At 32.4% G+C, this 26,283-nt stretch carries 23 protein-coding genes; 22 read left to right on the top strand and 1 reads right to left on the bottom strand.

Annotated features, from left to right (window positions below; genetic code table 11):
* Positions 1-69 precede the first annotated feature (69 nt).
* The 5 genes from H8707_RS06740 to H8707_RS06760 all read left to right on the top strand — a co-directional run bounded on the left by H8707_RS06740 (position 70) and on the right by H8707_RS06760 (position 5,444).
* Positions 70-1,191, top strand: a complete 1,122-nt coding sequence (locus H8707_RS06740; protein ID WP_262429366.1) for a SpoIIE family protein phosphatase — start codon at positions 70-72, stop codon at positions 1,189-1,191.
* 44 nt (positions 1,192-1,235) lie between these two features.
* A complete protein-coding gene (locus H8707_RS06745; protein WP_262429367.1) occupies positions 1,236-2,534 on the top strand; it encodes a glucose-6-phosphate isomerase in 1,299 nt (432 codons plus the stop codon).
* A gap of 206 nt (positions 2,535-2,740) precedes the next feature.
* Positions 2,741-3,520, top strand: a complete 780-nt coding sequence (locus tag H8707_RS06750; RefSeq protein ID WP_262429368.1) for an enoyl-CoA hydratase-related protein — start codon at positions 2,741-2,743, stop codon at positions 3,518-3,520.
* Between the two features lie 11 nt (positions 3,521-3,531).
* On the top strand, positions 3,532-4,380 hold the full coding sequence (locus H8707_RS06755; RefSeq protein WP_262429369.1) for a 3-hydroxybutyryl-CoA dehydrogenase: 849 nt from the start codon (positions 3,532-3,534) through the stop codon (positions 4,378-4,380).
* A gap of 74 nt (positions 4,381-4,454) precedes the next feature.
* Positions 4,455-5,444, top strand: coding sequence for an LCP family protein (locus tag H8707_RS06760; RefSeq protein WP_262429370.1), 990 nt, complete (start codon positions 4,455-4,457; stop codon positions 5,442-5,444).
* Between the two features lie 71 nt (positions 5,445-5,515).
* Here H8707_RS06760 and murC read toward each other — a convergent pair whose 3' ends face one another.
* Positions 5,516-6,919, bottom strand: a complete 1,404-nt coding sequence (gene murC, locus H8707_RS06765) for a UDP-N-acetylmuramate--L-alanine ligase (protein ID WP_262429371.1) — start codon at positions 6,917-6,919, stop codon at positions 5,516-5,518.
* A 253-nt stretch (positions 6,920-7,172) separates the two neighbouring features.
* Here murC and spoVG point away from each other — a divergent pair, with 253 nt between their 5' ends.
* From spoVG to tilS, 17 genes are all read left to right on the top strand, one after another.
* Positions 7,173-7,436, top strand: a complete 264-nt coding sequence (gene spoVG / locus H8707_RS06770) for a septation regulator SpoVG (RefSeq protein ID WP_262429372.1) — start codon at positions 7,173-7,175, stop codon at positions 7,434-7,436.
* A gap of 434 nt (positions 7,437-7,870) precedes the next feature.
* Positions 7,871-9,256, top strand: a complete 1,386-nt coding sequence (glmU, locus tag H8707_RS06775) for a bifunctional UDP-N-acetylglucosamine diphosphorylase/glucosamine-1-phosphate N-acetyltransferase GlmU (protein ID WP_262429373.1) — start codon at positions 7,871-7,873, stop codon at positions 9,254-9,256.
* Between the two features lie 20 nt (positions 9,257-9,276).
* Positions 9,277-10,218: a ribose-phosphate diphosphokinase gene (locus H8707_RS06780; RefSeq protein ID WP_316699613.1), complete on the top strand. Its 942-nt coding sequence runs from the start codon at positions 9,277-9,279 to the stop codon at positions 10,216-10,218.
* A 50-nt stretch (positions 10,219-10,268) separates the two neighbouring features.
* Positions 10,269-10,850, top strand: coding sequence for an aminoacyl-tRNA hydrolase (gene pth, locus H8707_RS06785; protein ID WP_262429413.1), 582 nt, complete (start codon positions 10,269-10,271; stop codon positions 10,848-10,850).
* A gap of 34 nt (positions 10,851-10,884) precedes the next feature.
* A complete protein-coding gene (gene mfd, locus H8707_RS06790; RefSeq protein WP_262429374.1) occupies positions 10,885-14,364 on the top strand; it encodes a transcription-repair coupling factor in 3,480 nt (1,159 codons plus the stop codon).
* A gap of 449 nt (positions 14,365-14,813) precedes the next feature.
* A complete protein-coding gene (locus H8707_RS06795; RefSeq protein ID WP_262429375.1) occupies positions 14,814-15,743 on the top strand; it encodes a peptidylprolyl isomerase in 930 nt (309 codons plus the stop codon).
* 76 nt (positions 15,744-15,819) lie between these two features.
* Positions 15,820-16,371, top strand: a complete 552-nt coding sequence (gene spoVT, locus H8707_RS06800; RefSeq protein WP_262429376.1) for a stage V sporulation protein T — start codon at positions 15,820-15,822, stop codon at positions 16,369-16,371.
* Between the two features lie 202 nt (positions 16,372-16,573).
* The gene (locus tag H8707_RS06805) at positions 16,574-18,193 is read left to right on the top strand and encodes a putative polysaccharide biosynthesis protein (protein ID WP_262429377.1); all 1,620 of its coding nucleotides are present in this window, start codon (positions 16,574-16,576) and stop codon (positions 18,191-18,193) included.
* Positions 18,194-18,209: 16 nt separating this feature from the next.
* Positions 18,210-19,670, top strand: a complete 1,461-nt coding sequence (locus tag H8707_RS06810) for a bifunctional methyltransferase/pyrophosphohydrolase YabN (protein ID WP_262429378.1) — start codon at positions 18,210-18,212, stop codon at positions 19,668-19,670.
* A gap of 140 nt (positions 19,671-19,810) precedes the next feature.
* A complete protein-coding gene (locus H8707_RS06815) occupies positions 19,811-20,089 on the top strand; it encodes an HU family DNA-binding protein (RefSeq protein WP_262429379.1) in 279 nt (92 codons plus the stop codon).
* Positions 20,090-20,144: 55 nt separating this feature from the next.
* A complete protein-coding gene (locus H8707_RS06820) occupies positions 20,145-20,387 on the top strand; it encodes an RNA-binding S4 domain-containing protein (protein ID WP_262429380.1) in 243 nt (80 codons plus the stop codon).
* A gap of 89 nt (positions 20,388-20,476) precedes the next feature.
* Positions 20,477-20,749: a sporulation protein YabP gene (yabP, locus tag H8707_RS06825; protein ID WP_262429381.1), complete on the top strand. Its 273-nt coding sequence runs from the start codon at positions 20,477-20,479 to the stop codon at positions 20,747-20,749.
* Between the two features lie 12 nt (positions 20,750-20,761).
* Positions 20,762-21,229 (top strand): spore cortex biosynthesis protein YabQ, encoded by a 468-nt coding sequence (yabQ, locus tag H8707_RS06830; RefSeq protein WP_262429382.1) that lies wholly within the window; start codon positions 20,762-20,764, stop codon positions 21,227-21,229.
* A 32-nt stretch (positions 21,230-21,261) separates the two neighbouring features.
* Entirely contained in the window at positions 21,262-21,588 is a 327-nt protein-coding gene (locus tag H8707_RS06835; RefSeq protein WP_262429383.1) for an FtsB family cell division protein, read from the top strand.
* Positions 21,589-21,677: 89 nt separating this feature from the next.
* Positions 21,678-22,097: a S1 RNA-binding domain-containing protein gene (locus H8707_RS06840; protein WP_262429384.1), complete on the top strand. Its 420-nt coding sequence runs from the start codon at positions 21,678-21,680 to the stop codon at positions 22,095-22,097.
* A gap of 273 nt (positions 22,098-22,370) precedes the next feature.
* Entirely contained in the window at positions 22,371-24,683 is a 2,313-nt protein-coding gene (gene spoIIE, locus H8707_RS06845) for a stage II sporulation protein E (protein ID WP_262429414.1), read from the top strand.
* A gap of 210 nt (positions 24,684-24,893) precedes the next feature.
* Positions 24,894-26,273: a tRNA lysidine(34) synthetase TilS gene (gene tilS / locus H8707_RS06850; RefSeq protein WP_262429385.1), complete on the top strand. Its 1,380-nt coding sequence runs from the start codon at positions 24,894-24,896 to the stop codon at positions 26,271-26,273.
* Positions 26,274-26,283 lie beyond the last annotated feature (10 nt).

Consider the following 26,283-nt stretch of genomic DNA (forward strand, 5'->3'; position numbering starts at 1 on the left):
GTTGTACAAAGGGATGATGTAAGGTAAAATTTAAAAAAATGTTAATATATTAACAATATAGGTGATATAATGTTAAAAAGAGATAATTATTCTTTGGCACAAAACATAAGAAGTTTAGGGATATTAGATTATTCCATTTTAGATGGCATGGTAGATTGGGTTAGGGTAGTGGATAAAGAAAACAATATTATTTATGCAAATAAACCTATGAGAAAAGTTTTGGGCAACGATATAGTTGGGAAGAAATGTTATGAGATGCTGGACAATGAAGAAAAATGCGAATTTTGTATATGCAATAGAACTTTGTTATCCGGTGAAATTATACAAAAGGAACAAACTATAAATGGAAGGTATTATTCTGTTAAAAGCTCTCCGCTGGTAAATAGTGAGGATGAAATCATCGCTTCTGTCGAGGTTTTTAGAGATGTTACAAGGGAAAGAAGACTTGAGCTTGAACTTATTGATAAAAATAAGAAAATGATTGATGATTTAGAGTTTGCAAAGAGAATACAGGAAAGAATATTACCCAGAAAGGGTTTTGTTCAGAATATAAAGATTGATTATATATATAAAGCATCAGGGCTCTTAAGTGGTGATATGTTTGATATATTTTATATTGACGACGAAAATATAGGTATATATATAAGCGATGTAGCAGGACATGGAGTAGCTGCATCTATGATGACTATGTTTATTAGACAAACAATGCGTTCTATAAAGGATGATATACTTAGCCCATCTGTAGTATTAACTGAACTTCATAGAAGATTTTCGGTTTTGGGCTTAGAGCCTGACAAATATTTTACAATTTTTTATGGTGTATATAATAAAAACAATCATACTTTTAAGTTTGCTAATGCAGGGCACAATTGTATTCCGATCAAATATAATGATAATCGATTGGAATTATTGGAAATTAAGGGACATCCAATAACATTGTTATTTGATGAAATACAATATGAAGAAAGATATGTTAAGTTAAATAAACATGACAGGATACTTCTTTACACTGATGGCATAACTGAGGCAAAAGATTCTAAAGGTAATGAATTTGGAGTAGAAGGAGTAATTGATATAATAAAAGAAGATCCTATGGATTTATTGGCTGAAATTGATAATAGGATTATTCAACATAATTGGGGAGATCAAAAAGATGATTTCGCCCTTGTGTTAATGGAAGTTTTAAAATAAACCTAGAAATTTTTCTAGGTTTTTTATCGAATGGGGGAAATTTAATGGATATAAAATTGGATTTTGCGAATAGTTTTATTGTGGAAAATGAGCTGAATAATTTAAAAGCATCAATTGAATTGAATCACAATCAACTTCACTTAAAAACAGGTGCAGGCAGTGATTTCCTGGGGTGGATTGACTTGCCAAAAAATTATGATGATGAAGAATTTAAAAGGATTAAGAGAGCAGCCGAGAAAATAAGAGACGATTCTGATGTGTTTATAATTATCGGGATAGGTGGTTCTTATCTGGGAACCAGAGCATGTGTGGAAGCATTGACTCATTCGTTTTACAACTTGGTATCGAAAAATGGGAATAGAACTCCGGAGATTTATTTTGTAGGGAACAATATTTCCAGTACCTATTACATAGAATTAATGGATGTTATAAAAGATAAAGATATAAGTATCAATGTAATATCTAAATCCGGAACGACTACAGAACCTGCCATTGCATTTAGAATATTTAAGGAATATATGGAAAATAAATACGGCAAAGAAAATGCCAAAGGTAGAATATATGCGACAACGGACAAACAAAAGGGAGCATTGAGAAAACTGGCAGAAATTGAAGGGTATGAAACATTTGTTATTCCTGACGATGTAGGAGGGAGATATTCTATATTTACACCTGTGGGTTTATTAGGGATAGCAGTTGCAGGTATTGATGTAGACGAGCTTATGTCAGGTTGTTACTCCGGAATGGAAGAATACTCGAATCATGATTTAGATAAAAACATAAGTTATAAATATGCGGCAATTAGGAATATCCTATATAGAAAGGGCAAAGAAATAGAAATCTTAGTAAACTATGAACCTTCATTATTTTATTTAGGAGAGTGGTGGAAACAGCTTTTCGGTGAATCGGAAGGCAAAGACGGAAAGGGAATTTATCCCGCAAGTGCAAACTTTACCACTGATTTACATTCTTTAGGGCAATTGATACAAGACGGACGCAGAAATATATTTGAGACAAATATAATTATCGATAAACCTAAAAAGGATTTAATGTTTAAGAAAAATGAGGATAATTTGGATGGTTTAAATTATCTGGATGGAAAAACTTTGGACTTTATAAATAAAAAGGCATTTGAAGGAACTTTAAATGCTCATGTGAAGGGCAATGTCCCAAATATTGTAATAAATGTACCGGAATTAAATGAATTTTATTTTGGTAAATTAATATATTTCTTCGAAAAGGCATGTGCTATGTCGGGATACCTTTTAGGAGTTAATCCTTTTGATCAGCCGGGAGTTGAGGAATATAAGAAGAATATGTTTAAACTTTTGGGCAAAATCTAAATACTTAATGAATCTGCTTCAAAACCATAAATGTGACAGAAATCCTTCACTCTTAGTTCTTCACTATCTTAAAACCGGAGATCCTTCGATAGTTAAGTTAATCCTGCCGTGTACCCTTAGACTACAAAGGGTACACGGCAGGACGACCCAAGGGTCGATTGTGAACTGTGCATTGTGCATTGTGAATTTAGAAAGGGGGGTATTTTATGACTTATGAAAATGTTTTATTGACCAAGGAGGGGAAAATAGGGTTATTGACTATCAATCGACCGGATGTATTAAATTCTTTAAATTCAAACTTGCTGGATGAGCTAAATGATGCGATTGACTCCATAGAAAGGGATGGTGATCTCTACGTATTGATTTTCACCGGTTCAGGTAAGGCATTTATTGCAGGAGCTGACATTGGTGAGATGAAAGATTTTAATTCTGATGAAGCAAGATCTTTTGCAAATAAAGGAGTGAATTTATTTAGAAAGGTTGAATTGTTAAAAATACCAACTATTGCAGCAGTTAACGGTTTTGCTTTAGGTGGTGGATGTGAACTTTGTCTTTCTTGCGACATAAGGATAGCTTCTGAAAAAGCTAAATTTGGTCAGCCTGAAGTAGGTCTTGGCATTATACCCGGATTTGGGGGTACACAAAGACTTACAAGATTGGTAGGAAGCTCTGTTGCCAAGGAGTTAATCTTTACGGGGGAGGTTATTGATACTAAAAGAGCCGAAAAAATTGGATTGGTAAACAAGGTAGTTCACCATGATTATCTAATGCCCGAGGCATTTAATATAGCTTCTAAGATTGTCACAAAAGGGCAGATATCTGTAAGATATGCTAAAGAAGCTATAAATAGGGGATTTGGGCAAGACATTGAAGCAGGAATGGAAATAGAAAAGGAACTTTTTGTAAAATGTTTTGATACTGAAGACCAAAAAGAAGGAATGATTGCATTTCTGGAAAGTCGTACACCAAGTTTTAATTTAAAATAATGGAGGTGCCTATGAGAAAAATTGGTATATTAGGCAGAGGTACTATGGCTTTGGGAATAGTACAAATATTTGCTGAAAAAGAATATGAAGTATTGATGTGGGTTAGATCGTTGGATGAAACTAATCCCAGACAAAGTGTTAAACCTATCGAGAGAGTTTTGGATAGACTTGTGCAAAAAGGAAAAACAACTGAAGAACATATGAACATCACTTTAAGCAATATTGAAATTGTGAACGATTTAAATAGTTTAAGAGATTGTGATTTGATAATAGAAGCCATATCTGAGGATATGGAAATAAAGAAAGGGATTTTTAAAAAGTTAGATAATATATGTAAAGAAAATACTATTCTGGCTACAAATACCTCATCTCTTTCAATTAGCGAAATTGCAAACGTTACCAGAAGATCGGATAAGGTAATAGGAATGCACTTTTTCAATCCGGTTCCTCTTATGAAACTGGTGGAAGTTATAAAAGGGATAGCAACATCTGATGAAACAAAAGAAAGAATAATAAAAATATCTAAAGAAGTGGGAAAAACACCGGTAGAAGTACAAGAGGCACCCGGATTTGTTGTTAATAGGATATTGATTCCAATGATTAATGAAGCAGTTGGAATACTGGCAGATGGTGTTGCTACTAAGGAAGACATTGATGAAGCTATGAAGCTTGGAGCAAACCATCCTATGGGGCCTTTGGCTTTAGCTGATTTAATTGGACTGGATGTATGTTTGGCAATTATGGATGTATTGTACAAAGAATTTGGGGACACAAAGTATAGAGCTCATCCTCTTCTAAGAAAGATGGTACGGGGCAATCTATTGGGAAGGAAAACTAAAAGAGGCTTTTATCAATATTAATTTTAACTATAGTATAATATAAATTATTAAATGTGGATACAATAGACTTAAGTTTTCTAGGGAGGTTTTTTATTTTGAAGACTTTTATAAAAGTGTTTATTGTATCTTTTTTATTTTTTATTGTTGCGTATTATTTAGGAGGGTTTTCATATATCAAAGACCAAGGACTAAGTGTGAAGGATAACTATGACTTTGGGTTTTATCAGGCTGAAAATATTCCAGATATTATATTATCAAAAATTAAAACCGAAGCTAAGGAAGATAAAACATTTACATCCCTTGAAGAAGCTAAAGAATTGAGTTCAAGGGTTAATTTTTTGATAGTGGGTATGGAAGATGTGAGAACCGATACAATAATCTTTGCATCTTTCAATAAGGATACTAAAAATATAGATATGATTTCAATACCAAGAGATACTTATGTTCATAGAAAGGGTCATAACAGGGGAGAAGAACGTAAAATAAACAGCGTGTATAATGATCACGGTATTGAAGGAGTAAAAAGGACGGTGTCCTATATACTTGGAGATATTCCAATTCACCATCATATAATTTTAGACTATAAAGGAGTTAGAAATATTATAGATTTAGTAGGCGGGGTAGAGGTAGATATACCTCGAAATATGAAATATGAAGACCATACTGCAGATCCACCTGTATATATTGATTTAAAAAAGGGCAGGCAGGTATTAGATGGGAAAAAGGCATTGGATTTTATAAGATGGCGTAAGGACAATAGAAATAAAGGATATATTGATGGCGACTTAGGGAGGGTAAAAGCTCAACAGCAAATAATAAAATCCTTGGCAGCCAAGGTAAAAGACAATTTGGTTAATATTATAATAAGTGGTTTTAAACATGTAAAAACCGATGTTAATTTGCTTGATGCCATAGGATATGGGAGAGATGCTATTGGAATAGATGAAGATAACATGCATTTTTCGACTCTTCCCGGAGAAGCTGAATCAAGAATATACAATAGAAAGCTATTCTCATATTTTATTTATAATAAATCTGAAGTTATGAAGTTGGTAGAAGAAATTTATAATGTGGTGAATAATTAATACTACAAAATGAAAGGACTTGATAATTCTCATAATGGTCTTATCAAGTCTACTTACCTCTTACCTATCTTTTAAACCGCTTCTCTTTTTTTCACATGTTTTAAAATTGATTCACCAACTTGATACACATTTCCTGCACCCATAGTGACTATAATGTCTTTTCCTTGAACTTTTTGTAACAAATATTCTTCAATTTCTTCAAATGTAGATAAATAAATTGCATTAGAACTTTTTTTATTTATTTCATTTACTAAATCCCTTGAATGAATATCTCCATTATCTCTTTCTCTCGCTGCATAAATATCAGGAATAATGACCTTATATACTCCGTCAAAGGCATTAGCAAAACTATCCAATAGAATTTTAGTTCTTGTGAAGGTATGAGGTTGAAATATGCAATATATATTCCCTTCAGCAGTATTTTCAATAGCTTTTAATGATGCTCTTATTTCTGTGGGATGATGAGCATAATCATCTATTATTTTAACTTCATTTAAATAACCTTTTAGTTCTAATCTTCTGTGTACTGCTTTATACTTCTTTAAATACTCAGCTATTGTTTTAATTGGTAAACCATAGGTATGAGTTGCCGCTATGGCTGCTAATGCGTTGTAAATATTGTGGACACCCATTATACTTAAGGAAATATTGTGATATTCTTTATTCTTAATATTAAGAGTAAATGTTGGGAAACCTTCTTCAGTAAATTTTATGTTTTCTGCCTTATAATCTGAATCTTTATCGATTCCTATGGTTATTACCTTTGCATCAGTATGGTCTATAATTATATCTGTATGTGCATCATCATTATTTATCACTAGGAAACTTTCTTTATCAAGATTTTGTACATAGCCTACAAATGTATCTACAATATGATCAATATTTTTAAAGTAATCCAAATGATCTTCATCGATATTTAAGATAATTGCCATAGTGGGAAAATATTTAAGTATATTTGCTTTATATTCACATGCTTCAGTAACAATATATTTAGAACTGCCTAATCTAACGTTACCTCCGATATCATCAAGTATTCCTCCCAACAATACTGTAGGATTTAAATTGGCATGGTTGGTTATAGTTGCAATCATACTGGTAGTAGTGGTTTTACCATGAGTACCGGATACTGCTATAGAATTGATATAGTTTTTCATTATGGCTCCCAAAAAAGTAGCCCTGTCAATTAAATTTGCATTAGAATTTTTAGCTGCTATTAATTCTACATTATCCATTGATATTGCATCGGTATATATTATTAAATCTGCACCCTTGATATTTTCTATACTATGTCCTATGTAAATTTGGGCTCCTAAAGTTTTCAGCCTTTCAACGACCGAACTATCCTTTGAGTCCGATCCGCTCACCCTATAGTTGTTTGACAAAAGTATTTCGGCAAGCCCACTCATGCTAATTCCACCGATGCCTATAAAATGTATATGTTTATATTTCTTATCCATTATGGAAAATTCAAACATTTTTTTCCTCCTATATTATATATTCAATTATATTATAGCCAAATTGTATCAATATTATAGTATTCACAGGTTAGATTAACACCACTGATAGATTATATCATATCAAAAATAAAATAAAATAACAAATATGAGAACTTTTATACAAAAATTTAAATTATTTTTCAAAAAAAGAAGGATTTTGGTAATTCTTTGGAGAATAAAGTATATAAGATTTATAATTCCAATACTTCAAGGATAAGGTGGTGATTAGACAATGAAGATTACAGACGTTAGGGTAAGAAAAGTAACCGAAGAGGGAAAAATGAAAGCAATAGTATCCGTCACCTTCGATGATGAATTTGTTGTACACGATATCAAAATTATTGAGGGACAAAATGGATTATTTATTGCTATGCCAAGTAGAAAAATGGCAGATGGTGAATTCAGAGACATTGCTCACCCTATCAATGCTACCACTAGGCAAAAGATTCAAGAGGCTATTTTCGTTGAATATGAAAAAAGTCTTGCCACCGAGTAAGAGGACCCCTAAAGGGTCTTTTTACATTTAACCCTCTATTTGCATACTTCCAGTAGTTTTTTACCTTTCTTTTTAATGACTCTAAAGTTCGACCCCAGCAACTCTTTACTCTTAGCTCTTACTTCTTCACTATGTTTTTTAAGCTTTAATCTTTTACATATCTTTTAAAGCCGGAGATCCAGGATGACGTAAGCAGTAATCTTAGTCCAATAAAAGCAGTATAATCACTGCAGGAGGTCATTCTGAACGAAGTGAAGAATCTCTATTAAAGCCCCTAAAGCTCGACCCTAATAATTGTGAATTGTGAACTGTGAATTGTGAATTGAAAGTTATTGTGAATTAATATTTTATATTATTATATGTAATTTGTTGTAGACTTATAATGAAAATGGGTTAAAATATTAATATAAGACTTATAAGAAGAGGTGTTAATTATGATTATTTCTGTAACTTTGGCTGCAGGTGAAGGCACTAGGATGAAATCTAAGATACCTAAGATACTGCACAAAATTTGCGGTAAGCCACTACTGGAATATGTGATCGATTCTTGTAATAGAATAAATGTTGACAAAAACATAGTAGTTGTTGGTCACGGTGCTGAAATCGTTAAGGAATATTTTAAAGATAGTTCATTAATTTTCAAAACCCAGCCGATTAGTAAAGATGCGCCTTATGGGACAGGCTTTGCGGTAATGCAGGCAATTGATGAAATTTCCGATGACTCTATAGTGATTATCTTATATGGAGATACTCCGTTGATTACTGAAGAAACAGTAAGGAAACTATTAGATTTCCATAGAACGGGAAATTTTGACGCTACAGTATTATCTGCAATTTTTGAAAATCCGGAAGGTTATGGTAGAATAATAAGAGATGATGAAGGAAATATCTCAAAGATTGTAGAAGATAAAGATGCCACGACTTTTGAAAAAGAAATAAATGAAATAAATTCAGGCATGTATAGTTTCAGTGGGAGAGCTTTAAAATATGCATTGGGTAAATTAAAAAATTATAATTCACAGAATGAATATTATATAACCGATGTTATTAGAATTTTAAATGATGAGGAGTATAAGGTCGGCGTCTTTGTGATTGATAATCCCATAGAAGTTTATGGTGTCAATTCTAGGTCACAATTGGCGCTCTGTGAAAAAGTTATACAAAAAAGAATTAATGAGAAATTAATGCTGGATGGTGTTACTATTATTGACCCTGATAACACATATATAGAAGAGGATGTAACAATAGGTTCTGATACAATTATTTATCCGGGGGTTACTCTTGAAGGCAATACAATTATAGGTGAAGATTGTATAATAAGAGGAAATACCAGAATTACCGACAGCCAAATTTTAGACCGGGTATATATTGAGTCTTCGGTTATAGAATCAAGCACAGTTGGATATGATTGCCATATAGGACCTTATTCTCATTTGAGACCCGATTCTCATTTAGGACAAAATGTAAAGATTGGTAACTTTGTAGAGGTTAAAAAGGCTACGATAATGGATAATTCCAAGGCAGGTCATTTAGCTTATATAGGGGATGCCCAAGTTGGGAAATGCGTTAATGTAGGTTGCGGTGTGATATTTGTTAACTACAATGGAAGAGAGAAATTCAAGACAATTGTAGGAGATCATGCATTTTTGGGAAGCAATTCAAATTTAGTTGCACCTGTTTTAATCAAAGATTGGGGTTATATTGCTGCGGGTTCAACCATTACAAAAGATGTAGAGGAAGGTGATCTTTCCATAGCAAGGGCTCATCAAGTCAATAAAGAAGGATGGGTTGAAAAAAAAGGATTTAAAAAGCGTAAATAACTAAATAGGAGGAAATGGCAATGAATTTATGTTTGGGTGGGATTAGGGTCCTATCAGGTAATGCAAACAGGGAGTTAGTTACCAGAATATGCGAAGAGTTAGGAGTTGAAATGGTCATCAGCGAGGTTAATCGTTTCAGCGATGGGGAAATAAGTGTTAGCATCAAAGAAACAGTAAGAGGGGCAGATGTATTTATTATTCAACCTACGTGTGCACCTGTTAATGATAACCTTATGGAGACTTTGATTTTAATTGATGCTTGTAAGAGAGCTTCAGCAGGTAGAATTAACGCGGTTATACCATATTATGGATATGCAAGACAGGATAGAAAAGCAAAAGCTAGGGAACCTATTACCGCGAAACTGGTTGCAGATTTAATTCAAGTAGCAGGTGCTGACAGAGTTGTAGCAATGGATTTACATGCCGCGCAAATTCAAGGATACTTTGATATCCCCGTAGACCATTTATCAGCCATAACGATATTGGCTAATTATTGTAAAGGCTTTATAGACAAAAATTCCGTTATAGTTTCCCCTGATTTAGGTGGAGTAACTCGTGCAAGAACATTTGCTAATATATTGGATTTACCTATAGCAATCATTGAAAAGAGAAGGCCAAAAGCTAATGTTTCCGAGGTGATGAATGTTATTGGAGATATAGACGGAAAGGATGTTGTATTAGTCGATGATATAATAGATACTGCAGGGACTATAGTCAAGGCAGCCAGTGTACTAAAGGATTATGGTGCTAAAAAAGTATATGGTTGTGCAACTCATGGAGTGCTATCAGGATCTGCTATTGATGGAATAATGAACTCGGAAATAGAGAAATTTATTATTACAGATACCATACCTTTAAATGAAAAAATAGATAAAATTGAAGTTGTAAGCGTAGCACCCTTATTGGCAGAATCCATTAGAAGAATTAATGAAGATGAATCGGTTAGTATATTATTTGATTAATCCGGTTCAACTTAATGAATAGGATAGTTTTATCTCAAGGAGTTGATTATTTGTTTATTGTAATAGGGCTGGGCAACCCTGGGAAAGATTATTCCAAGACAAGGCATAATGTAGGCTTTGATACAATAGATGTTTTAGCAAATAGGAACAATATTAAGCTGAATAAGATAAAGTTTAAGTCGGTTTTCGGAGAAGGAATCATTGGAAGTGAAAAAGTCCTATTGGTTAAACCTCAAACCTATATGAACAATAGCGGAGTTGCAGTAAGGGAAATCTATCAATTCTATAAGGTCCCCATAGAAAATATATTAGTAGTAGTTGATGACGTAGATATTGACTTTGCCTCTGTAAGGATTAGGTTAAAAGGAAGTGCAGGAAGTCACAATGGAATGAAATCAATTATATATCATTTGCAAAGGGATGATTTTCCCAGGGTAAGAATTGGAATAGGTAAAAAAGAAGAAGATGAAGATTTAGCAGATTTTGTATTAAGCAGATTTTCCAAAGGTGAAAGGTTGGACATGGATGTAAGCATACTAAATGCAGCGGAAGCTGTTGAGATGTCAATCAAAGAAGGTATAAATCAAGCAATGAATAAATATAATATAAGAACACATATAGCCCAGGACTAAACCTGGGCTTAAGGTGTTAGAGGAGTTAAGTAAAATGGTTAATTTTTTAATAGACCCACTAAAAAACTTAGATTCATATAAAAATTTAATAAATGACGTAGAAAGAAATAAGTCCCCTATAGCTACATACGGGATTATAGATGAGAACTTAGGTCATTTTACTTATGCCTTAAATGAGCATCTGGGGCGTCAATTGCTGATAATTACTTATGATGAGGTAAGGAGCAGAGACATATATGATGATATAAGAAACTTAACCGGCAATATTGAACTTTTTCCTAAGAAGGAAATATTGTTCTATGATGTGGATGCCTTTAGTTCTGAAAGCACACACCAAAGGCTCACTGTTTTGTCTAGGTTAATGGATAATGAAGATTTAATTATTGTAACATCATTGGATGCTTTATTGGATAAAGTTTTAGACAAAGATATAGTCAGTAAATATACAATAACTCTAGAATACGGTAAACAATTGGACTTGCAAAAGCTAATGATTGCACTTATAGATGGAGGATATGAGAGAGTTCCGATGATAGAAGGGATAGGACAATTTAGCGTTCGCGGGGGGATTATTGACTTCTTTCCGCCAAATAGCAAGGATCCCTATAGAGTTGAGTTGTTTGATGATGAAATTGATTCAATAAGGGCTTTTGACATAAATACTCAAAGATCGCTAAATGTAGTTAATAAGGTTAAGATTCCTCCGGTTAAGGAAATTTTGATTGTTGATGAATTCAAAAATGGTATTATTAATGGTCTTGAAAAGGATTTAAAGAAATCAAAAGATAATCATGAAAAGTTTGAACACTATCTTGAACTGTTAAAAGAAGGGGAATTTATACCTAATAGAGATTTGTTAATCCCATATATTTCTGATGAATATATGGGAAGCATTATTTCCTATTTAAAGACAAATGCGTTGATATTTATTGATGAACCTAAAAGGGTTGATGAAAGGTCCCGGAATATTAAAATAGACTTTAATCAAAAATATACGGATTTATTTGAATCAAAGGAAGTTTTATCCGCGCATATAAATATTAATTATGATTATAGAGATTTATTGCCAATTATTAAGGAAATGGTATGTATTACCAATAGCGCTCTAATAAAAGGAGACTCCAATTTTAATCCAAAGGCAATTTACAACTTCCCATCTAAATCCGTACCTTCCTATCAATCAAAGATGGAGCTATTGAAGGAGGATTTAAAAGATTATAAATATCGAGGATATAAGATTATAATTCAAGCCGGATCTGAGGAAAGAGGTAAAAGGCTTAAAAAAAGCCTAATAGATATGAACATAGAATCCAGTTTTGTGGAAGACACAAATGCTGAAATAAAATCAGGTCAAGTTTTTATCACGCCGGGAACTCTCAAATCAGGTTTTGAATATTCCACCTTAAAATTTATGGTAATTGGAGATAAGGAAGTATTTGGAGTAGGAAAGAAGAAAAGAAAAGCCAAAAAGGAACAGAAACAATCAGCTCTTGCCCTTTCCGATTTGAGTATAGGTGATCTTGTAGTACATGAAAATCATGGCATTGGTCGGTATGAGGGAATTGAGCAATTAAATATTCAAGGAATTAAAAAAGACTATTTAAAGATTCAGTATGGAGGTCAGGATAAACTATATTTACCTATTGACCAAATGAATTTAATTCAAAAATATATTAGTTCTGATAATGCAAAACCTAAATTAAGTAAATTGAGCAGCACTGAATGGAAAAAAACCAAGGAAAGAGCAAAAAAAGCCGTTGAAGATATGGCAATTGATTTGTTAAATCTCTATGCTAAAAGAGAAAGCATGAAGGGATACTCCTTTAATCCCGATACTGTATGGCAAAAGCAATTTGAAGATTTATTCCCATATGAAGAAACTGAAGGACAGCTTATAACTGCTGATGAGATTAAGAAGGACATGGAAAAAGAAAAACCCATGGACAGATTGTTATGTGGTGATGTAGGTTATGGAAAAACCGAAGTTGCATTAAGAGCAGCTTTTAAGGCATTGATGGATAACAAACAGGTAGCAATTCTGGTACCTACAACAATACTAGCCCAACAGCATTATAATACAATAATGGAACGGTTTGGAAGTTTTCCTATTAGGGTTGCTTTACTGAGCAGATTTAGAAGTTCAGCAGAACAAAAATTATCTATTGGAGAGATTAAAAAAGGTTCTATAGATATAGTTGTTGGAACCCATAGATTATTATCAAAGGATGTAGTATTTAAGGATTTGGGATTACTTATTATTGACGAGGAGCAACGTTTTGGAGTTAAACATAAAGAAACGTTAAAGAAACTTAAAGCAAATGTTGATGTATTGACATTAACAGCTACACCAATTCCCAGGACTTTGCATATGTCTTTAGCGGGTATAAGAGATATGTCTGTAATTGAAGAACCTCCGGAGGAAAGATATCCGATTCAAACCTATGTGGTTGAATTCAATGAAGAGATAATCAGAGATGCAATACTTAAAGAGATTGCAAGAGACGGGCAGGTTTATTTTGTTTATAACAGAGTGGAGACAATTGATAGAATTGCTTCCAGGCTTAGAGCTTTAGTTCCGGAAGCTAGTTTTGTAGTGGCTCACGGGCAGATGGCAGAAAGACAATTGGAAAGAGTTATGATGGACTTTCTAAATAAAAAGCAGGACGTGTTGGTTTGTACTACTATTATAGAAACCGGATTGGACATTCCGAATGTGAATACGATAATTGTATATGATGCTGACAAAATGGGATTATCACAATTATATCAATTGAGAGGTCGTGTTGGCAGAACAAATAGATTGGCTTATGGATATTTTGTTTATGAAAAAGACAAAGTATTAACGGAAATTGCTGAAAAAAGATTAAGAGCAATTAAAGAGTTTACAGAATTTGGCTCCGGATTTAAGATAGCGATGAGAGATTTGGAGATAAGAGGTGCTGGAAATCTAATTGGAATAGAGCAACATGGGCATATCGAATCAATAGGGTATGACTTATATATGAAATTTTTGTCTGAGACCATAAGGACTTTAAAAGGAGAGAAGGTTGCAGAAACCATAGAAACTTCAATAGATATTAAAGTTGATGGTTTTATACCTAAGAAATTTATTGAAGATGAGGAACAGAAAATTGAAATTTACAAAAAGATAGCTTCCATCGAAAATTTAGATGATTATGGAGAACTCCTTGATGAACTTATAGACAGATTTGGAGATATACCCAGTGGAGTTAAAAATTTAATGGATATTTCGTATATAAAATCAATTGCTAATAAAAATAATATCAAGAATATAAGCCAAACTGAAAGGTATATAAAGATTGATTTTGTATCGACAGAGAACCTGTCCTTGAAGCTAATACATTTTTTATCAACTAATTATGGAGATAAAATATCCTTTGATTTATCTAATTCTCCTTCAATTAAATATCATGTCAAAAAGAACCCGTTAGAGAACTTAAAACAATTAATTGAAAAAATTGATAGTTTTACAAAGAATAAAAATAATATATAATGTAATTACAATTCACAATTCACGATTCACAATCGACCCTTGGGTCGTCCTGCCGTGTACCCTTTGTAGTTTAAGGGTGAGACGGGCAGGGTTAACTTAACTATCGAATGATCTCTGGTTTTAAGAAAAGTGAAGAGTGAAGAGTTGTTGGGTTCGAGCTTTAGGGGCTTTAATAGAGATTCTTCACTTCGTTCAGAATGACCTCCTGCAGTGATTATACTGCTTTTATTGGTCTAAGATTACTGCTTACGTCATCCTTGAGTGCAACGAAGGATCTCCGGTTTTAAAAGATAGGTAAAAGATTAAAGATTAAAAAACATAGTTAAGAGTGAAGAGAAACAGTGAATAAGTAACAGTGAACAACGAACAACAGTTGAAGAAAGGTGAAGAACTAAGAGTGAAGAGTTGTTAGAGTTGATGTTAACAATTATACCGATAAGAGAGGATGTATGTACTTGAATAAAATAGATATAAAGAAATTAGGAATATTGCTGATAGTATCTTTAATTACGGTTAATTTCTTTGGCTGTTCTAAGCCAAAGGAAGGAGTAATAGCAGAAGTAAATGGAGTTGATATTACTAAAGAGGAATTTAATGGAGATTATCAAGTTTATAAAAAAATATATGAGAGATTATTAGGTGAAGATGCGTTACAGCAGGTTGGACAGGATGGGAAAACATTAGAGGAAACATTGAAGGAAGACATTCTGGAAAAATTGATTATGGAAAAATTAGTTGAAAAAGAAACCGAAGGAATGAAAATAACCGTAACCGATGAGGAAATCCAAAACAAATTGGATGATTATGCTAATCAGATGGGAGGAGATGAAAAATTCGATGAATTTTTGCTTTCAAACAACATATCAAAAGATTTTTTCAAAGAGAATATGAGAAAAGAAATTTTGGTTGATAAGCATAAAGAAAATATAATAAAGGATATCAATATTTCAGAGGAAGATGCAAAAAAGTTCTATGAAGAAAATAAGGATAACTTAATTCTTATAAGAGCCAGTCATATTTTAGTAAGTAGCGAAGAAGAAGGTAAAAAAATACTTGAAAGGCTTAAAGATGGAGAAGACTTTGCAACTCTTGCTACTTTAGAATCCCTAGACAGCGTTTCTGCTGCTCAAGGCGGAGATTTAGGATATTTCCGTAAGGGACAAATGATTTCTGAATTTGAAGATGCTGCTTTTTCATTGGAGATTGGAGAAACTAGTGATTTGATAAAGACCGAGGTTGGATATCATATTATTCATCTGGAGGATAGAAAAGAGACCTATGAAGATTTGAAACAGGATATAGTTGATATGCTGAAGGAGCAAGAATACATTGAGAAAATTAGAGAATTAAGAAATAAAGCAAAGGTTAAAACTATATAGATTATTATTTAAGATGTATAAATTTTCCCAATTAGTAAAATAATAATCTCACTAAGATGTTTAAGGAGGTTATATTTTGAAAGCCACAGGAATCGTTAGACGTATAGATGATTTAGGCAGGGTTGTAATTCCTAAAGAAATAAGAAGAACTTTAAGAATAAGAGAAGGCGACCCATTAGAGATATTTACTGATAGAGAGGGGCAAGTAATTTTAAAGAAGTATTCACCTATAGGTGAATTAAATGAATTTGCAGCGGAGTATTGCCAATCTCTCCATGATAATACCGGTCATATTGTACTTATTTCCGATAGAGATACAATAATAGCAATATCAGGCGGTTCGAAAAAGGAATACCTTGAAAAAAGAATAAGTCCTGACTTAGAAAAGATTACAGAGGGAAGAAGCACCTATATTACCAATGATATAAATAAGCCTATTAAAATTTATTATGAGGATGAAAATGAGGATAAATATACAGCTCAAGTTATTACTCCAATAGTAATGCAAGGAGATCCTATAGGTACCGTGGTATTATTTTCAAAGGATGCGAATGTGAAGATGGGAGAATTGGAAGTGAAGTTAACGGAAACTGCAGCTGGGTTTTTATCAAAACAAATGCAAAGTTAGAACCTACCAAACGGTAGGTTTTTTTATGCATTTATTAGATTAAATATGATATAATAATTAAAAAATTATAGTTTACAATTATTAGGGTATAACTTCGAGTCTTTTTTTGACTTTAGGGATCCTAATGGGCGGATAGGGTCATCCGCCCCTACGAATGATGGCTAATGCTTTCAATTATGAACTGTGAATTGTAAAAATGGGGGTGGAAATTATCGCTAAGCAAAACAATTTTTTAAAGGGGGCAGCTATACTTGGTATAGCCGGTATTATTGTAAAAATATTAGGTGCAGTATATAGAATACCTATTGTCAATATAATAAAAGACGAAGGAATAGGATATTATCAAACAGCTTATCCTTTTTATTCCTTGTTATTAACAATTGCAACAGCAGGATTTCCTGTTGCAATAGCTAAGTTGGCATCGGAAAAAAGGGCGGTAGGTGATTACAAAGGAGCGTATAAGGTATTTAAAGTAGCTCTTTTGGGTTTAATTATAGGTGGTACGCTGGCATCTCTTTTTGTTGCATTAGGCGCTAGGACTATAGTGGAGAAATTGAAAAATCCAAATGCCTATTATTCTTTAATAGCATTGGTTCCCGCATTGTTTTTTGTGCCTATTATGTCAGCCTTTAGAGGGTTTTTTCAAGGGAGACAGAATATGACACCTACGGCAATATCTCAAATTGCTGAACAGCTTTCAAGAGTAGCATCCGGGTTGTTTCTAACATCCTATTTGTTGAAATACGGGATACCCATAGCTGCAGGAGGAGCATCCTTTGGAGGCTCTGTAGGCGGAATAGTTGGAGGAATAACAATTTTTATCATATTTATGATGAGCAGAAAAGAAATTCATCATGAAATTGAAAATAGCATAGAAAGTAAAGAATACAAGGTAAGTAATATAGTTAAGGATTTGCTCGTTATATCTATCCCAATAACCCTAGGCTCTTCTATAGCACCGATTATGGATGCTATAGATACCACTTTTGTGCTTAATAGGCTTCAAGCTATCAACTATTCTGAAGAATTGGCAAATAGCTTGTATGGACAGTTAAAAGGAATGGCGCAAACCTTAATCAATTTACCCCAAGTATTTTCTATTGCTATATCAATGAGTTTGGTTCCAGCAATTGCTGATGCAAAGGCAAGAAAGAGAAAAACAGAAATCAACAGCATTGCATCCTCCGGGATTAGAATGACTCTGTTAATAGGTTTACCTTGTGCATTTGGACTCTTTGTTTTAGCTAAGCCTATAATTGGATTATTATATTATAAAAACACATTGGAAACGATAAATAGTACCGGTGAGATACTATCCTATCTTTCGTTTGGTGTAATTACATTAACTTTAGTTCAATGTTTAACGGCAATACTTCAAGGATTAGGAAGGGTAATGGTCCCTGTAATCAGCTTATTTATCGGTGCTGTAGTTAAAGTAATTCTTACATATGTACTTACCGGTATACCCAGTATAAATATTAAAGGGGCAGCAATCAGCACTGTAGCAGCTTATACCATAGCAGCATTACTCGACCTTATGAGCCTTGTTAGGTCAAGTAAAATAAAACTTGACTTTAAAAATATATTTTTGAAACCTTTAATATCTTCAATCGTTATGGCTATAATTGCGAAAGCAAGCTTTATTTTATTAAATAATATTATAGGGCAAAGATTAGCTACTATTCTGGCAGTTTTAATAGGAGTAGTCTTATATTTCATATTATTGATTATAACAGGTTCAATTACGACCGAAGATTTCAAGCTGCTTCCTAAAGGTGATAAGATAGAAAAGAAATTAGAAAGATTTAAAATTTTTAAATGATATAAAGGAGAACAAAATGGGAAAAATATATATTATAGGATTAGGACCGGGGAATGAAGAATTATTGACATTAGGCGCGATTGAGAGGATTGAAAGTGGAAGGAAAAATTTTTTGAGAACTGAAAATCATCCTTCTGTAAAGTATTTTGAAAGGCATAATATACCTTATAAGTCCTATGATTATATTTATGACAGTGAAGATGAATTTAATGATGTATATGTGCTTATTGTAGAGGAATTAAAAAAAGAATCTGAATCTGAAGAGGAAATCAATTACTATGTGCCTGGTAACCCTCTAGTAGCGGAAAGGACAGTTGAGTTATTATTAGAAGAGAATTTGGATATTGAAATTGTTTCAGGAATGAGTTTTATTGAGCCTATGATAGAGTTGGTAGGAAGAGATCCTATCAATGGGTTGAAAATAGTAGATGGCGCTGTATTTAATTCATCCATGGTTGATATAAATGTTGATTTGATAATTACGCAAACATATAATCAAAGAATATTATCGGAAGTAAAAATAATACTTTCAGAAATTTATGGAGATGATTATAATGTATATTTAGTTCAAAATGCAGGGGTTAGAGGAAAAGAGAAAAAACTCTGTATTCCTATATATAAATTGGATAGATTAATAGAAACAGGCCCATTATTGAGCATTTATGTACCTAAAATTGATAAGAATATAAAAAAAGTATTTGATTTTAACGATATTATGGGTATAATGAAGGTATTAAGAGGTGTGGGGGGTTGCCAATGGGATGCGAAACAAACTCATGATTCTATCAGAGAATGTCTGATAGAGGAAGCTTATGAGGTTGTTGATGCTATAGATAATAATGATATAGACAATATCATTGAAGAATTGGGAGATTTGCTGTTGCAAGTGGTATTTCATTGTCAAATTGCCTATGAGGAAGGAGAGTTTTTCCCTATAGAAGTTACATCAGCGTTGGCTAATAAATTAATTTTCCGCCATCCTCACGTCTTTCAAGAAAAAAAGATAGTAAATTCTGATGAAGTAGTATATAATTGGAATAAGCTCAAATATGGCAAGAGAGACATTACAGGCCTCATTGACAAAATCAATAATATACCGAAACTTCCGGCTCTTATGACCAGTTTCAAAGTTCAAGAGAAAGCAGCAGAAGTCGGCTTTGACTGGGACGACATCAAGGGACCTATAGATAAGGTGGATGAAGAGTTTAAGGAAGTTTTAGAAGCTTTGGAGGATTTTGGCGGAGGTGATAAAAGGGTAGAAGGAGAAATAGGAGATTTACTCTTTGCAGTTGTTAATTTGTCCAGACTTTTAGATGTAAATCCGGAGATAGCATTGAATAGAACGATAAGAAAGTTTGTGAAAAGATTAAAGTTTATGGAAGACAAATCTGAAGAATTAGAAATTAAATTGGAGAATATGACGTTAAATGAAATGGAAATTCTCTATCAAGAAGCCAAGAGGCAAGAGTGTTTATAATTAATAAAACCTTATGGGCACATAATAAATGGGAAGTTCTGTCTGGAATTTTACTTTCCATTATGTTTAAAAAGATTTATCTTTTAGCCCTTTTTATTAATTTATATAGTAATAATGAATAAACTTAAGGAGGAATTTTAATGAACAAGGCTGAATTAATTGCTAGTATGGCAGAAAAGAGCAACTTGACTAAAAAAGACGCTGAGTCTGCACTGAATGCATTTATGAAATCTGTAGAGGGATCACTAGCATCTGGGGAAAAGGTACAACTAGTAGGTTTTGGTACATTTGAAGTTAAAGAAAGAAAAGCAAGAGAAGGCAGAAACCCTAGAAATCCAGAAGAAGTTATTAAAATACCAGCTTCCAAAGCACCTGTATTTAAAGCTGGGAAAGCATTGAAGGAAGTAGTAAATAAATAGTGTAAACAAATAAAATCAGGTTCAAAGAACCTGATTTTTTCATAGGAGTATAAAAATGCGTATAGATAAATTTTTAAAAAATGCAAGAATTATAAAGAGAAGAACAATAGCTAAAGAGGCATGTGATCAAGGGAAGGTTTTTATAAACGGAAATAGTGCAAAGCCCGGTGATGAAGTTAAAGCAGGGGATCAAGTTCACATCAACTTTGGAAGCAATACAATGAAATTTGAAATACTTGAAGTAAAAGATAATGTAGGCAAAGATGCTGCTTCTTCTTTATATAAAATAATTGAATAATTTTTATATATAATAATAAAAAAGGCTTTTGGTATAAAAGCCTTTTTTTATTCATAAATATAAGATAGAAGTTTAGGAGGTGTAGGTATATGACTGAAAACAAATTGCAATCTCAGAATATTGTGATAGAAGATAGAAATTTTGTTACTATAAGCGGGGTAGAACAGGTAGATAGCTTTAATGACAATAATATTGTCCTTTCAACCATAAAAGGAGGGTTGAGCATCAAAGGTGAAGGACTTAATGTAGCAAAGCTGAATCTGGATGATGGAAGCGTTAAGATTTCGGGATTAATAAATAGTATTGTATATATCACTAAGGAAGGGACTCCTAAAAATTTGATAGGGAAAATATTCAAATAAGTGGTGTAATATATGGAAATCGATATAATGAAAGATTTCATGTCTTTTGGAGTTTCTATTTTAATTGGTATGTCTATAGGTATGTTCTATGATTTTTATAGGGTTTTCAGACGTTTTTCTAAACCCAGCAAAGTGATGTCCTATATTGAAGATTTATTGTTCTGGATGATAATATGTTTTATATTTTTCATATTGTTAATTAAGTTGACCGGAGGTGTTCTTAGAGGATTTGTATTTATAGCGGCACTTGTCGGCATATTGTTTTATATGTTTTTTTTATCAAAGATAGTTTATTCTTTATTTTATCACATTTTTAGGTTGATTTTAAATTTGTTAAGTGAGATAATCAATGTAATAGCTAATCCATTTAAAAAGAGCATAGGATTTATAAAAGCTAAGATTAAAAAGATATTTTTGCTGATCAGAGTATTTTTTAAGGAAGTGGGTAAATATAAAAAAATAATTTCACGCAAAAAATAAAGTAACTGCGGTACAAAGGGAAAGGTGGTTTTATGAGTAACAAAAAAAAATATAAGGGAATAAGGTTAATACATGTGTTTCTTATATTCCTAAGTTTTTACGTTATAGTTGTTTTAAATCACCAACGAAATCTAATGAATACCATGAAGGCAAAAAAAGAAGAGAATCAAGTTGAAATTGAGCAACTTAAAAAGGATATTGATGCATTAAACGAAGAAATCAAGAGCAGTGATTCCTTAGAATTTGTGGAAAAAGTTGCTAGAGATGAATTGGGTATGGTTAAGCCTCGAGAGATAATTTACATTGATAAAAACAAACCTAAGAATTCATTTTTTGACATATTTAAAAGGGATAATTGACATACCTTGATTTCTTGTATATACTATTTTTAATGAGAATTAGGTAAGTTTTACTTAAACAATATTATATAAGGAGGAATTATTAGTATATGGCCATAGCTGTTGGTGAAGTAGTTGATGGCACTGTAACAGGTATAACTAACTTTGGTGCTTTCATTCAATTACCGGAAGGAAAAAGTGGACTTGTTCATATTTCGGAGATATCCCATGAATATGTTGAAAAGGTAGCTGATCATCTAAAAGTAAATCAAAAAGTAAAGGTAAAAATATTATCTGTTACAGATACTGGGAAAATCAGTCTATCCATTAGGCAAGCAAAACCCAAGTCAAATAAGCCTGCTGAATTTGAATGGAATAGACTTGAAGAAAATCAAAAATATATGTCTTTTGAAGATAAGTTAAATAGATTCTTAAAAGACAGCAATGAAAAAATGGATCAATTAAAAGTCAGAGATACTCGCAAACAAAATGGATTTAAATCCAAGAAGATGAGTAATATGGAATTATAAAACCGGTTTATCCGGTTTTTCGTTTTTTGTGACAAAATAATACATTTGATAAAAAAATGCCTTCATAAAGCTTTTAACCTTTAAAATTCAATGGTTTTAAAGTTCATATTCGAATTTCAATGTTTTATAACCTTAACTTAACTTCATGGGTAAAAACCTGGGTTTATGTTGGAAACTTCTTGTTTCTAAACACCTAATACTGACAAATATAACGATTGATTTTTGCTACTATAAGTTTACAAATATTTTATAGGGGTGAGATAAGTGGCAAGAATGGAGTCGGTATTGAGTAAAAACAAATGGGAATTGGGTATTGATAAGCGTGAGGTGTTCGTGATTTTGATAAGCTTTTTTCTTGCGAGAGTAAATGTGCTTAATAAGCTTACACCTTTTGGGATTGCATTTTTGGGCAGTTTTATGATTTTGAAAGAAAGAAAATTGAGTATATTGCTTGCAACAATACTGGGCACATTTACGGTTAAGGGTTTAGCCGGGTTTGATTATTATATCGGAGCAATTATTTTATATGCATTTTTTACAAAGTATAAAACAAACAAGGAATATACATTGATTTCGGCTTCCGGCATAGTAGCGGTTATATTTACAATATCAAAATTGTTGACTATGTATCTATCAAGGGAGACTTACATATATGATTTTATAATTATTGCCTTTGAAGGGATATTGCTATTTACTATGACATATATTTTCACATTTTCTGCGCCAATAGATGGATTAGGAAAAGGGGAAGTACAATACGAAAAATTAGTTTCAAGTTTTATCATATTAGCTCTTGTCCTGTCGGGACTAGGGAATATTAGCGTATTTGGGGCATCGCTTAAAAATATAATAAGCTTATTTATAATAGTATATTTAAGCTATTCCAAGGGAATTTACATGGGTGCCACATCCGGCATCATATTGGGAATGATTTCATATATATCAAATGTTGAAATGCCTTTTATAATTGCAATATTAAGCATCGGGGGATTATTAGCCGGATTATTTCGGGATATTGGGAAAAGTGGGTCAATCTTGGGATTTATTTTAGGGAATGCTATAGTAAGCTATTATATAAACGGATTGGGGACAAGCTTTCTTAAATACAATGAAATAATCATAGGCTCCTTAATGTTTTTAGCATTTTATGATCCGACCTCAAAATATATAGATAAGATATTTGAAAAAGAAAATAAAGTAAAGAAAGATTATGAGAATCGAAGATTTGAATTGGCAAGTGAAAAACTTTCAAATATCGGCGAACTGATTCATGATCTATCGCTTGTTTTTAATGAGAGCATTGAAACAAAAGACGTGTTCTCCAGCTATGAAATATATAACTTAATTGATGATATTTCCGCTTCCAAATGCAATGGGTGTAAAAATCATAACAAATGTTGGAAGGATGAGTATTATTCAACATATTATTCACTTTTTACTGCAATGGGAATAATGGAAATTAATATGGAAGATAAGGAGAGTAAGGTTAAATCTATTATGGAACATTGCAGTGATAAAGATCAGCTGTATAAGGTTATAAATGAAATGTATTTAAAATTTCAAGAAAAAGAATCGTTAAATAGTCAATTGATGGATCAAAGGAGTTTTTTAGTTGAACAACTTCAAAGCATAGAGAAAATTGTAAATGAAATCAATTTGGATTTATATAAAAGCCCGGTATTTAATGAAGAGCTTGAGGATTTATTATACAAAGAGATAAAGAATAATAGAATCGATATAAATCAGATAATAGTTGCTTATTTAGAAGGTGAAAATATTGAAATATACATGGAGTTTGATTCATGCAATACAATAGATAAAATAGAAAAAGTTACTAATATAGTCACTGAATCTTTAGGGTTTCCTGTAACAAGTGATTATTCTTATGGGCAAGTAGCAAATTCAAATAGATTTAAATTGATACGTGTCAATAGATATGGGACATTAACTAAAGCGTCCAATATTATTTGCTCGGATGATGGAGTTTCCGGTGATAGTTTTACCTTTGGGGAAATGGAAAATACCTCATTTGCAGCCATAAGTGACGGTATGGGAATTGGTCAAAAGGCAAATGATGAAAGCGCTATGGCGATAGAATTATTAGAGAAAATGATGGGAATAAATGTTGACAGAGAGATGGCATTGAAGACCATCAATTCGGTCATAAGAACAAAATCGACTGATGAAAGATTTGCAACTCTTGATATTGCCTTTATAGATTTATTTAAAGGAAGGTTACAGCTGATAAAATCAGGAGCAGTGCCTACGTTTATCAAGCGTAAAGATGAGATAATCATGATAAATTCACTATCTTTACCCATTGGGATTTTCAAAGATGTGGATTTCAATGTCTATGAAGAAAATATTCAAGATGGGGATATTATGGTGATGATGTCAGATGGAGTATTGGAGAGCAATAAAGCTATTGAAAATCCTGAAAATTGGATGAAAGAAATAATAATGAATATGGACTCACAAAACCCACAAACAATAGCAGATAGAATAATTGATATAGCCAAAGACTATAGTGAAGATAACATAAAAGATGATATGACTGTGGTTGTTACAAAGATATGGAAGAATTAGGGACAATTCGTAGTTGTGAATGTAAAAAGATAGGTTTAGGAAAACCTCAGAGATAGACTTTGGATAATTGTGAATTGTGAATTGTGAACTGTGAATTGTGAATTGTGATTTACGAATTTTAAAGTGAACTTCATAAAATAAATTAAGAAGTTCTCTTTTTTTGTTGAAATATTGTTAAACATTAGGGTATATTAGATAGTAGGTGAGGTTATGATTTCTATTGTTTTGGAGAATATACATAGATACAATTTGATTACTAAGGGAGATAATGTAGTCATTGGATTATCCGGAGGACCGGATTCAATGGCTCTACTTTATTGTCTATATGAAATACAAAAAGAGCTGGATTTCAATATTGTTGCAGCACATGTAAATCATGGTGTAAGAGGAGAAGATGCCCTAATTGATCAATTGTTTACCGAGGATGTATGCAACAGGCTAAAAATACCTTATCATACAATCAATGTAGATATGAACAAATACGGGAAAGAAAAAGGGATAACAGCCGAGGAAGCAGGCAGGGAATTAAGATATGGTTTTTTTAGAAATTTGCTTAAAGACTTGGGAGGAGGTAAGATTGCCGTTGCACACAACAAAAACGACCAAGCGGAAACCCTGCTTATGAGAATCATGAGGGGTACCGGGATAGATGGTCTAAAAGGTATGGAATTCAAATCGGGAGACATTATAAGACCAATATTAAATATATCTAGGGATGAAATAGAAAAGTTTATTAAGACAAATGACATTGAAACAGTGTTAGATAAAACAAATTTATTTCCCATTTATAGTAGAAATAAGGTAAGATTAGAATTGATACCTTATATAGAGAAAAATTTCAACTCAAATATAATTGAAGCCTTGTGGAGATTGTCCCAAACGTCTAGCTTAGATGTAGAATTTTTAGACGATTATTGTGAAAAAAAATTTAAATTGATGGTGAAAGAAATACAAGATGATTGTATAATTATAGATGGGGATTTATTTGGTAGCGAACAAAAAGGTATAAAGCAAAGATTGTTGAGGATGTTTGTTTTAAAATTAACAGGAAGCTTGCAGGGTTTTACAGAACAACATATTGTGTTGATGCTGGATTTGTTTACCGAATTAGTAACCGGTAAACAAATAAATCTGCCTTTAGGATTAACTGCCAGAGTAAGCTATGATGAGTTAATCATAGAAAGGGAGAGAAGTTTTAAATATGAAGGTTTTGAGTATAAATTAGGAATGGGTGAGAATTATTTTAAGGACTTAAATTTAAAATTTAAATTATCTTTAATTGATAATTATGATGGTTTTAAAATGGGTAAAGATAGAAAGTATTTTGATTTCAATAAGATTAGAGGAAATCTTTACATAAGGAATCGTAAATTTGGAGATGTTTTTGTTCCTTTGGGCATGGTTGGCAGCAAAAAAATTAAGGATTATTTCATTGATAAAAAGATACCGAGAGATAAAAGGGATAGGATACCATTATTGGTTGACGGGGAGGATATTATTTGGATCATTGGATATGGAATTAGTGATAGATATAAGATAGATAAAGATACTACGAAAATTCTGATGATTGAATATAAATATACTACATAGGAGGATTTGA

The organism is Paratissierella segnis (assembly GCF_014385195.1).
GTDB classification, from domain to species: Bacteria; Bacillota; Clostridia; order Tissierellales; family Tissierellaceae; genus Paratissierella; species Paratissierella segnis.